General features: G+C 28.3%; 11 protein-coding genes and 1 pseudogene. 10 read left to right on the top strand and 2 right to left on the bottom strand.

All coding sequences use genetic code 11. The features are described 5' to 3' along the window. Window positions 1-523 precede the first annotated feature (523 nt). Complete coding sequence (locus tag DU473_RS07940) at window positions 524-880, top strand: hypothetical protein (protein WP_131186951.1); 357 nt, start codon at window positions 524-526, stop codon at window positions 878-880. A gap of 15 nt (window positions 881-895) precedes the next feature. Here the strand turns inward: DU473_RS07940 and DU473_RS07935 are convergent, their stop codons facing one another. After that, on the bottom strand, window positions 896-2,779 hold the full coding sequence (locus DU473_RS07935; protein ID WP_131163452.1) for a mechanosensitive ion channel family protein: 1,884 nt from the start codon (window positions 2,777-2,779) through the stop codon (window positions 896-898). A 4-nt stretch (window positions 2,780-2,783) separates the two neighbouring features. After that, the gene (locus tag DU473_RS07930) at window positions 2,784-3,404 is read right to left on the bottom strand and encodes a carbonic anhydrase (protein WP_131163451.1); all 621 of its coding nucleotides are present in this window, start codon (window positions 3,402-3,404) and stop codon (window positions 2,784-2,786) included. 155 nt (window positions 3,405-3,559) lie between these two features. On the opposite strand from DU473_RS07930, the gene DU473_RS07925 reads away from it, so the two are divergent. The 9 genes and pseudogenes from DU473_RS07925 to DU473_RS07885 all read left to right on the top strand — a co-directional run. Further along, window positions 3,560-4,255, top strand: a complete 696-nt coding sequence (locus DU473_RS07925) for a Bax inhibitor-1/YccA family protein (protein WP_131163450.1) — start codon at window positions 3,560-3,562, stop codon at window positions 4,253-4,255. A gap of 104 nt (window positions 4,256-4,359) precedes the next feature. Then, window positions 4,360-4,701 (top strand): preprotein translocase subunit SecG, encoded by a 342-nt coding sequence (gene secG / locus DU473_RS07920; protein WP_131163449.1) that lies wholly within the window; start codon window positions 4,360-4,362, stop codon window positions 4,699-4,701. Between the two features lie 9 nt (window positions 4,702-4,710). Further along, window positions 4,711-5,268 carry a ribosome recycling factor gene (frr, locus tag DU473_RS07915; RefSeq protein WP_131163448.1) on the top strand — a complete coding sequence of 186 codons (558 nt, stop codon included), beginning with the start codon at window positions 4,711-4,713 and terminating at the stop codon, window positions 5,266-5,268. A gap of 3 nt (window positions 5,269-5,271) precedes the next feature. Next, window positions 5,272-5,880: an orotate phosphoribosyltransferase gene (pyrE, locus tag DU473_RS07910; protein WP_131186950.1), complete on the top strand. Its 609-nt coding sequence runs from the start codon at window positions 5,272-5,274 to the stop codon at window positions 5,878-5,880. After that, window positions 5,880-6,302, top strand: coding sequence for an RDD family protein (locus DU473_RS07905; protein WP_131163446.1), 423 nt, complete (start codon window positions 5,880-5,882; stop codon window positions 6,300-6,302). Before pyrE ends, DU473_RS07905 begins: the two co-directional genes overlap by 1 nt. Before the next feature lies 1 nt (window position 6,303). After that, complete coding sequence (locus DU473_RS07900; RefSeq protein WP_131186949.1) at window positions 6,304-7,326, top strand: ribonucleotide-diphosphate reductase subunit beta; 1,023 nt, start codon at window positions 6,304-6,306, stop codon at window positions 7,324-7,326. 3 nt (window positions 7,327-7,329) lie between these two features. After that, a complete protein-coding gene (locus DU473_RS07895; RefSeq protein WP_131186948.1) occupies window positions 7,330-8,703 on the top strand; it encodes a nicotinate phosphoribosyltransferase in 1,374 nt (457 codons plus the stop codon). 57 nt (window positions 8,704-8,760) lie between these two features. After that, a complete protein-coding gene (locus tag DU473_RS07890) occupies window positions 8,761-9,390 on the top strand; it encodes a protein-L-isoaspartate(D-aspartate) O-methyltransferase (protein WP_131186947.1) in 630 nt (209 codons plus the stop codon). Between the two features lie 33 nt (window positions 9,391-9,423). Further along, window positions 9,424-10,344, top strand: a pseudogene (locus tag DU473_RS07885) (flagellar hook protein FlgE); the annotation flags it as partial. Window positions 10,345-10,463: the final 119 nt, after the last annotated feature.

The raw sequence follows: 10,463 nt of genomic DNA, 5'->3' as shown, positions 1-10,463 counted from the left end.
TTTTTATCAAAGTATTATTTAATACAACTATTTTATTATTTTAAAAAATGCTTTTAAGGCTTTTTTGTAAAATGTAAAAAAGAAATGAGATTATATTCCTAATAAGCTTAAGGGGAGATTAAATGAGGTTTAGAATTTGGGGTTAGTTTGAGAAAAATTTTATTATTTTGTGGTTGTGGTTTACAAAAATCTATGAAATTATAAACTCTCTTGAAATAGATTATTACTTAATATACTTAATATACTTAATATACTTAATATACTTAATATACTTATTTTACTTAATATACTGAATTCAATCTAATATTTTTTAATACTCCAAAATTAAAGCTAAGAGATGGTTTATTAGATATAAATAATATAAACTTGCAAATACTTTATTATTAAAATTACACTTTTTGGCAAGTTAGCTTTATTTGTCATTTTGCACTAAACCAAAAAAACACAAATCATCACTTCACTTTCACTTTATATAAAAAGTTTATCATTCTAATCAAATATTAAAAATAAGGAAAGGTTGATTATGAAAAAATTATTTTTATCTCTTATCGTTACAGGATCTGTAATATTTACAAATCTTTTAGCTGATGGTATTAAAATACAAGGAAGTATTGCAGAAATTTATGATAATAATAAAACAATATTAATTGACGCCATTCACGGTGGTCAAATAGCGATCAAAATTCTACCAAATACTGAAATAGATATGGATGATTGTGGTATATTTGGAATGGATAAAAAAGGAATGTTTAAAGATCTTAAAATAGGAGATTTTTTAGAAGCTAAAGTTTATTACATGTCATCAGCTATTACTCCACCAAGCACAACAATCCCTACTGCAAGAAAAATAGAAATTGAATGTCGTAAAAAAGCTTATTAATTTAAATAATAAAACCTAAAAGGTTTTATTATTTTGAAAGTTTTTAGGTAAACTTTCTACATAAACACTTCTACTTGGAAAAGCAAAGCTTAATCCATTTTTAGCAATTATTCTCATAAATTCTAGCATCAGAGTTTGTCTTGCTTGCCTAAAATCATTTGCTGAAATAGCCTTTGTATAAAAATAAAGCTCTATATTAATACTACTATCAGCAAATTCACTTAAAGCTACATAGCAAGAGTTTTTATATCCTTCTAAATCATTGATGGAAACTAAATTTTGACGATATTTTATCTTAGTATCTCCATATTTTAAAGCATTATCATCAACTTGAGCTACTAAAGGACTATTTTTTAGCAATTCTCTTAGATCATTTACACAAGATTCTAATTGCTCTGGGGTTGCATCATAAGTAACACCAAGATACATTCTTACATGACGTCCCATTTTTCTCTTGCTCCAATTCTTAATATTGGCTCCCATAATAGTTGAATTTGGCAAAAAAACCAAAGAATTATCAAAAGTTCTTATAGTTGTTTTTCTAAGCCCTATTTCAACAACAGTTCCTTCAATACCTGAAATTTCTATCCAATCTCCCTGGTTAAAACTATTATCAAACAAAAGCAAGATAGAAGCGAAGAAATTTGCAATGATATCTTTTGCTGCTAAAGCAACAGCCAAACCACCAATTCCTAAAGAAGCGATAATAGCAGAAATATTAAAACCAAGTTGAGCAAGCATAAAAAGCAAAGCTATAATAATAACAACAAAATATAAAATTTTGATAATTAAATTTACAACTTCTTTTTTATCACTTTTTTTAGCTAAATTTGCAACTAAAACAATACCATATCCATCTAAAATATTAAGAACAAGCCAAGCAATAAGCGCAGCATAAACAATATAAAAAAGATTTGTAAGATCAAAAGAAACAGGAGCTGGATAAAAAGTTATTGTCAAACAAACGCTAATAGCATAAACAATAAGTAAAAATCCTACAGGTTTTTTGATATTTTCAATAAAAATTGTTTTAACCTCATTGGCTTTTGCTTTATTGCGATAAATTAGTTTTACTAGCAGAAAATAAACTATATGAGAAAAAACTTTTCTTAATGAAAAGAAAAAAATAAGAGTTAAAATTGAAATAACAATTTTTCCTGTATTTAAAAAATGAATATTTGCTATTTCATTAATACGATCAATCCAATTTTGAAGTCCTAAAATGCTAAAAAGATAATTGCTCTCAAGTAATTTTGAATTTACTCTTAAATATTTTAAAATTTCATTATAAGAATTAACTGTATTGGCAATTATTTCTTCTTTGTGTGATATTTTTTCTATTTCATTAGGGTTTGTAATTTTTGTTCTATAAACACTTAAATCCATACTAAGAGTTTTTTGCAAATCATTCATCGCTTCGTCGATAACATTTACTATACTTTCACTATCTGCAGCACTTTTAAAAAGATTTTCTAAACTTAACAAAGAAGAATAAAAACTCTCAACGATATCTAAATAAGCTAAATTTAAAGCTGTATCTACATAAATAAAGCTTTTATCATTGCTACGTTTTAAGGTCTCTTGTAGTTGTTGTTTAATTTTTAAAAAAGATTCTGTAGCCTTTTCGTTTATTCTTTGACTTACAATTACTTGTGGAATTTCTGAAAGAATTTCCTTTTTTTGATCTTCAAGCTCTTTTAAAATACCGCTGTATATACTACTGTTTGAATCTGTAAATTTTTTGTATTCTTTAATTTGTTCATTTAATTCTACAAATTTTTGAGATAAAGTATAAACGTTTTTTCCATTTAAAATACTCTTGTTAATATCAATAAATTTAAATTCACTATTAGCAAATAAATTTAAAATAAAAAAACATAAAATTAAAAATTTTCTCATAAAATTATCCTTGAATTAAAGTAAAAACTTTAGATTTAAAATTATATTCGTAAATTTCACCTGTTTCGATAATATAATACCAAGCATGAATTTCTAATTTACCCTCTTCAAAAGATTTTAAAACGTTAGGATAGGTTAAAATATTTTGCAAAGAATTAATTAAATTAAGTTTTTCTGTCAACCATGAACGCATTGGAGGATCTTTAGAAAATTTTAAAACATCTTTTTTAATATCTTTAAGAAGTGTAAGCCATTTTTTAACATTGGGCATTTTATCAAGCTCTTCTTTTGGATAATAAAGAGCACTACAACCACCACAATTACTATGTCCACAAACAACTATATTTTTAATATGTAATGAATTTAAAGCATACTCAATTGCAGAAGTTGAAGCTAAAAAATCATCTCCCACGCGATAAGGAGGAATAATATTTGCAATATTTCTTACCACAAAAAGTTCCCCAGGACCTGTATTGGTAATTAAATGCGGTATAACACGCGAATCAGAACAACCTATAAAAAGTGTATGAGGATTCTGTTTATTTTTTAAACTTGCAAAAAGCTCTTCATGCTCTTTAAAGTCTTCTTGCATAAACTTTATAGCACCCTTAATAAGATCTTTCATATATACCCTAATTTATAAAGTATGAAAGATAAATTATATCAAAAACTATTATATAAATCTAATATATTTTTACTTTTGATTAAAACTTGTTTGATAAACTTATGTTTTTAGTTCTAAGCTATAATTAGAGTTAAAATAATTTTTTGGAGGATATAATGAGTCTTTATGATAGAGATTATTTAAAATCTAAAGAGCTTGAAACAAGCTACTCAAGCCAACTAAGTATTTTTATCAAGCAAACTTATCAACTATTTGCAGCGTCTTTATTAGCAGCTAGCGTTGGTGCTTATGTTGGAATTTTTGCTTTAGCATCTTTTTTTATACAATCTCAAGCAACTTTTTGGATTCTTTTCATTGTTGAAATAGGACTTCTTTTTGCATTACAATGGAAAAAAAGAGAAGCTCCATTAAATTTAATTTTACTTTTTGGATTTACTTTCTGTTCAGGTCTTACTTTAACACCATTATTAATTTCCGTTCTTGCATTGCCAACAGGCGCTATTATAATAGCTCAAGCTTTTGCACTTACAACCGTTGCTTTTGGTGCTTTAAGTATCTTTGCTATGAATACAAAAAAAGATTTTACAACAATGGGAAAGGCTTTATTTATAGTTCTTATTGTTATAGTTGCGGCAAGTTTATTAAATATTTTTATTAAAAGTGATATTATAAGCCTTGCTATTTCATCAATTGCTGCGATTTTATTCTCTTTTTATATTCTTTACGATACTCAAAACATTATCCGCGGAAACTATGAAACTCCTATTGAAGGTGCTGTAGCCCTTTATCTTGACTTTGTAAATCTTTTTGTAAGCTTACTTAATATTCTAAGAAGTTTAAATAGTCGTTAATTTGTGGGAAAATTCCCACAAAATTCTTAATAATTTCAAATCTTTTCAAGTTTAAATAAGTTAAAATATTTTCTTAAACAATAATCACAAATTTAGGAAAAAATATGACAACTCTTTTAATTATTTTGCAGTTTATCATTGTTGTTGTTATTTGTATAGCTGTTTTACTTCAAAAAAGTTCAAGCATAGGACTTGGGGCGTATAGTGGAAGTAATGAAAGTTTATTTGGGGCAAAAGGTCCTGCAGGATTTTTAGCAAAATTTACCTTTTTTATGGGAATTGTATTAATAGCCAATACCATCGCTTTAAGCTACATTTACAATACTTCCTCTGGAGACTCTTTGGCTGAAAAAATAACTGTTAAAAATAACTCAAGCATTCCAAATCCACCTATGAGCATCGTTCCTTCTGTGCCAAACAATAACGAAAATAATATTACAAAGTAAAGGATTTAAATGTTAAATGAAATTTTTAATAAACAAAAAGCTCACTGTGAAAAAAGTTTAGAGTCATTAAAAAAAGACTTTACCACTCTAAGAACAGGTAAAGTTAATATCCACATTTTAGATCATATACAAGTAGATTATTATGGGAATTTGACACCATTAAATCAAGTTTCAACTGTTTTAGCAAACGATGCTTCCACTATAAGCATTACTCCTTGGGAAAAATCTATGCTTAAAAATATCGAAACTGCAATATCAGCAGCTAATATAGGAGTAAATCCTAATAATGACGGCGAAAGTGTAAAACTTTTCTTTCCTCCTATGACAAAAGAACAAAGAGAAGAAAATGTAAAACACGCTAAAGCTATGGGAGAAAAAGCAAAAATTGCCATAAGAAATATACGCAAAGATGCAAATGATAGTGTAAAAAAAATGGAAAAAGATAAAAGTATCTCAGAAGATGAAGCTAAAAAAGCTTATGATGAAGTGCAAAAACTTACAGATCTTTATATCAATAAAGTAGATGAAAGTGTAAAAAATAAAGAATCAGAACTATTAAAGGTATAAACTATGAATTTAGAACAAATCTACAAAGATTGCGAAGCTTTATTAGAAGGACATTTTCTACTAAGCTCGGGTAAGCATTCTAAATTCTACTTACAAAGTGCAAAAGTTTTAGAATACCCTAAAAAAGCCCAAGAACTTTGTGATGAATTAGCAAAAATAATCTCTCAATACTCTATAGAATTTGACTCTATTTGTTCTCCTGCTTTAGGAGGATTATTGGCTGGGTACGAATTAGCAAGATCTTGTAATAAACGTTTCATTTTTACAGAAAGAGTAAATGGAGAAATGACTTTAAGACGTGGTTTTGAAGTTAAAAAAAATGAAAAATTTATTATTTGTGAAGATATTATCACAACAGGAGGAAGTGCTTTAGAAAGTGCAAAAATTATAGAAAATTTAGGTGGCAAAGTGGTGGCTTTTGCTGCTTTAGCAAATCGTGGTTTTTGTGCTGTAAAAAATTTAAATACAAAATCAAAAGAAAATGCAAAACTTCCAAATGATATCCCTCTTTTTACCTTGGGTAATTTTGACTTTGAAATTTATGATAATGATAAATGTCCTCTTTGTGATCAAGGTAGCACAGCCATCAAACCTGGAAGTCGTGGAAATTAATGAAAGAAAAAAAAATTAAAGCAAGAGTTGCTTCACGCTTCTTGCGTTTTAAAGCTCTAACTATAGATATTTTTTTACTTTATGTCCCAATTTTATATTTATTTTATTTTATTTTAGGCTCTAAAGATGCTTTTTTACAAAATGGTATCATTACAGCCTTGTGTCCTTTACTATTTGGCTTTATACAAGCTTTATTTTTAGCCAAATCAGCCCAAAGCCCAGGTTTAAAAGCATATGATCTTTATTTGATAGATTTAAAAAGTGGTAAAAAGCCTAAATTTTTAAAAATAATATTAAGATATTTTATATTTTTTATAAGCTTTGGAATGCTAATAGGATTATTTTTTAGCTTTTTTAGGAAAGATGGTTTAAATTTACATGATATATTAACAAGAAGTTGTATTATAAAAAGAAAGGCTTAAAATGAAAAGAAAAAGAATTTACAACCCAAGTTCAAACGAAACTTTAAATGATAGAAAAGTTTTTGATGGAAATCCTCACGGGATTTTAAATTTTACCAAAGCAAAATATACTTGGGCTTTAAAACTTTGGGATGTTATGGAAGCAAACACTTGGTTTCCTAAAGAGGTAGATACCACTAAAGACGCTCTTGATTATCGTTGCAATCTTACCGCTGGTGAAAAAAGAATGTATGATCTTGTATGGTCTCAACTTATTTCTATGGATAGTTTTCAAACTAACAATCTAGCTGATAATATCAACCCTTATATTACAGCTCCTGAAATCAATGCTGTTTTAGCACGTCAAGCTTACGAAGAAGCAAATCATTCAAAATCTTATGCTGTTATGGTAGAAGCAATTTGTGACAATACTGATTTAATTTATGAAATGGAAAAACACGATGAAACCTTAAGAGAAAAAAATGATTTTATTTCAGGAATTTATGAAGAATTAGCAGGTGATGTAGATGATAATAAACTTCTTTTAGCAATGGTAGCAAATCAAATTTTAGAAGGAATTTATTTTTATAGTGGCTTTACTGCGATCTATGCTTTAGCTAGAGCTGGTAAAATGCTAGGATCTGCACAAATGATTCGTTTTATCCAAAGAGATGAAATCACTCATTTGCTTTTATTTCAAAATATGATTAATTCAACGCGTAAAGAAAGACCAGATCTTTTTAACGATAAAAATATCAATAAAATTTATGAAATGTTTAAAAAAGCTGGAGAACTTGAAATCAAATGGGGAAAATATATCACTCAAAATCAAATTATGGGCTTTACAGATGATATCATAGAAGAATATATCCATTATTTAATAGATCAAAGATTAGTAGCAATCAATCTTGATAAAATCTATAATGCAAAACATCCTATCAAATGGGTTGATGATTTTTCTAAATTCAACGATCAAAAGAGCAATTTCTTTGAAAGTAAAGTAACCAACTACTCAAAAGGTAGCATAAGTTTTGATGATTTTTAATCAATGGAAGAAAAAAAACAAAATTTAGCCTTGCTTTGTGATTTTTATGAATTCACAATGGCGCAAGGCTATTTTCTAAAAAAACTAGAAAATGAGCTTTGTTATTTTGAAGTTTTTTTTAGAAAAATACCAGATAATGGCTCCTTTGCTATATTTGCTGGGCTTGAAAGTATTTTAGAATTTATCGAAAATTTACATTTTGATAAAGAAGACATAGACTTTTTAAGAAAACAGAAAATTTTTTGCGAAGAATTTTTAGAATATTTAAGCCATTTTAAATTTATGGGCACAATTTATTCTATAAATGAAGGTGAAATTATCTTTCCAAATGAACCTTTGATGATTATTAAAGCAAATCCTATAGAAGCCCAACTTTTAGAAACTTTTATACTTTTAAATATCAATCACCAAAGTCTTATAGCCACTAAAGCAAATCGTATAAAAAGAGTAGCACAAAATGCTCTTGTTTTTGAATTTGGTGCACGCAGGGCACACGGGAGTGAAGCGGCTATCAATGGGGCAAGATCGGCTTATATTGCTGGTTTTGATGGAACTTCTTGCACCTTAAGTGCTAAAATCTACGATATAAAAGCTATAGGAACTATGGCACATTCTTGGATACAAATGTTTAATGACGAATACGAAGCTTTTATCACTTACCTTAAACTCTATCCAAATCAACCCATTTTACTCATCGATACCTATGATGTAAAAAAAGGTCTTTTAAATGCCATTAATGCTTTTAAATCTTTAAATATCACAAAAGGTGCTGTGCGTTTAGACTCTGGAGATCTTTTAAATTTAAGTAAATTTATAAGAAAAGAACTCGATCTTGCAGGGCTTAAAGAATGCAAAATAATAGCTTCAAATTCTTTAGATGAATTTATTATAGAAGATCTAGTTTCAAATAACGCCCCTATTGATGCTTATGGAGTAGGAGAAAGACTTATAACTGCAAAAAGCGATCCTATATTTGGCTGTGTATATAAGCTTGTAGCGATCCAAAAAGATGAAATCATAAAACCCAAAATCAAAATAAGTGAAAATTCTAAAAAAACTATTTATCCACATTTAAAAAAGCTTTATAGAATTTATGACAAAAGCTCACACAAAGCTCTTTATGATAAGCTTTTAATATATGATGAAAAAATTATTCTTAAAAAAGAATACTATACAAAAGAACTTTTGAATTTAGTATTTAAAGATGGAAAAAGGATTAAAGAAAAAAAAGATTTAGAAGAAATTAGATCCTATCTTGCACAAGGACTTAAAGCTCTAGATCCTAATTTTTTAGCATTAAAATCCAAAACAAAATATAAACTTAAATTCTCAAATAAACTTTTAAAAATCAAAAATTCTCTAACTAAAACAATCTGAGAATTTTTCAAGCATTAAATTTTTTGCTACAATTTTTTTTAAATTTAAGGAGTGAAAATGAATGCATTTGAACAAAAACGTGTAAAAACTATGGCTGAAGAAATTGCCAAAAAGATCTTTATCAACGAAGAACTTTTTAATGCCTTTTGTGAAGTCCCGCGTGAAATTTTTTCTCCTCTAAAAGCCCACGCATATCGTTTAGATGCTTTACCTTTAGCAAATTCTCAATGGATAAGTTCTCCTTTAACTGTTGCAAAAATGACCATGGCCTTAAATTTTAAAGATGCTGATAGCGTTTTAGAAATAGGATGTGGTAGCGGATATCAAGCAGCGATTTTAAGTCGTGTTATAAGAAGGGTTTTTACAATAGAACGCATAGAAAATCTTGCCAAAAGTGCTTCAAATACTTTTAGAACTTTAGGTTTTAGCAATATTAATGTGCGTTATGATGATGGACAAAATGGCTGGAAAAACTACGCACCTTATGATAGAATTTTATTTTCAGCTTATGCTACTTCTATACCTGAAATCATACTTGATCAACTAAGCGATAATGGAGTATTGGTAGCTCCTATACTTCAAAATGGCAAACAATACATCACAAGATTAACCAAAAACGGAACCTCTTTACAAAAAGAAATTTTAGAAGAATGTTTATTTGTCCCTGTTTTAGATGGAAAAGAGTGATTTAAGACTCAATTTAGCACTCAAGGTGGAACTGTTTTTAATCCTAATAATGTTGCAGCTCAAAATCCTGTAATATTTTGGGGACATGAAAGTAAGCCTGTTACTTTAGATATTACTTTAAATGGTATTAATATTAAAAATGAAAATATTAAAAGTTTAGATGAAGCTATAGCTTATATTAACACCTTTACAGCTCCTAATGATAATAGAGAGGGAACAGGAGTTAAGGCTGTTAGAAATAAAGATGGTAGTGGTATAGATTTTATTAATACTAATTCTGATGGCACTACTGATAATATGAAAAATATTGATTTACAAGTAAATAATGATAACTCAGCTGGGGAGTTGTGTAATATTAGGGTTAAAAATGAAGGCGGCAAACAAGTATTTGATTGGGATAATATCAACCTTAGACCAGCTGGAAATCCTATAAATAATGGTCAAGGAACACATTGGATAGCAGGAACTGCTGCACAAAATCAGAATAAAGTTCAAGTGATTACAGCACATAAATACGTTTATAGTTCAACTCCTGTTGATTTAAATCCTATGTATAATCCAGATGGAGGAGCTTCATTTAATACAGCTAATCAAAATACCCCGGGAACAGCTGAGAATAATTATTGGTTAGCTATACAAGGAGGACTTTTAAATACAGAAGTAAGAACTTTTAGAACTACAGAGGATTTAAGAGAACTTTTACAAAGAGATGCAAGATATGGAGTTGATTATGATGGGAGTGGAGGATTTGAAGTAGATGGAAGTGATATTAATGAAGGTGTTAAAGTAACTGTAGGAACTACTGGAGAATTTATAATATCTAATCCTAATGAAATTCCAACTAGACCAGGTGTTCCTATTCCGGGTGCTCCAGCTACTCAAGATAATAGAAAGCCTCATAATATAAGTTTTAATGTAACTGCTTATACTGATTCTGCAGGAAAAGTTAGCACTCAAGGTGGAACTGTTTTTAATCCTAATAATGTTGCAGCTCAAAATCCTGTAATATTTTGGGGACATGAAAGTAAGCCTGTTACTTTAGATATTACTTTAAATGGTATTAATATTAAAAA

This window comes from Campylobacter novaezeelandiae, from assembly GCF_004323845.1.
Taxonomy (GTDB): domain Bacteria; phylum Campylobacterota; class Campylobacteria; order Campylobacterales; family Campylobacteraceae; genus Campylobacter_D; species Campylobacter_D novaezeelandiae.
This window is presented reverse-complemented; position numbering and strand designations above follow the sequence as displayed.

Bases quoted from the DNA above. Each gene is read 5' to 3' on its own strand.
- DU473_RS07940 (WP_131186951.1), top strand. From the start codon at position 524: ATGAAAAAATTATTTTTATCTCTTATCGTTACAGGATCTGTAATATTT.
- DU473_RS07935 (WP_131163452.1), bottom strand. From the start codon at position 2,779: ATGAGAAAATTTTTAATTTTATGTTTTTTTATTTTAAATTTATTTGCT.
- DU473_RS07930 (WP_131163451.1), bottom strand. From the start codon at position 3,404: ATGAAAGATCTTATTAAGGGTGCTATAAAGTTTATGCAAGAAGACTTT.
- DU473_RS07925 (WP_131163450.1), top strand. From the start codon at position 3,560: ATGAGTCTTTATGATAGAGATTATTTAAAATCTAAAGAGCTTGAAACA.
- secG (WP_131163449.1), top strand. From the start codon at position 4,360: ATGACAACTCTTTTAATTATTTTGCAGTTTATCATTGTTGTTGTTATT.
- frr (WP_131163448.1), top strand. From the start codon at position 4,711: ATGTTAAATGAAATTTTTAATAAACAAAAAGCTCACTGTGAAAAAAGT.
- pyrE (WP_131186950.1), top strand. From the start codon at position 5,272: ATGAATTTAGAACAAATCTACAAAGATTGCGAAGCTTTATTAGAAGGA.
- DU473_RS07905 (WP_131163446.1), top strand. From the start codon at position 5,880: ATGAAAGAAAAAAAAATTAAAGCAAGAGTTGCTTCACGCTTCTTGCGT.
- DU473_RS07900 (WP_131186949.1), top strand. From the start codon at position 6,304: ATGAAAAGAAAAAGAATTTACAACCCAAGTTCAAACGAAACTTTAAAT.
- DU473_RS07895 (WP_131186948.1), top strand. From the start codon at position 7,330: ATGGAAGAAAAAAAACAAAATTTAGCCTTGCTTTGTGATTTTTATGAA.
- DU473_RS07890 (WP_131186947.1), top strand. From the start codon at position 8,761: ATGAATGCATTTGAACAAAAACGTGTAAAAACTATGGCTGAAGAAATT.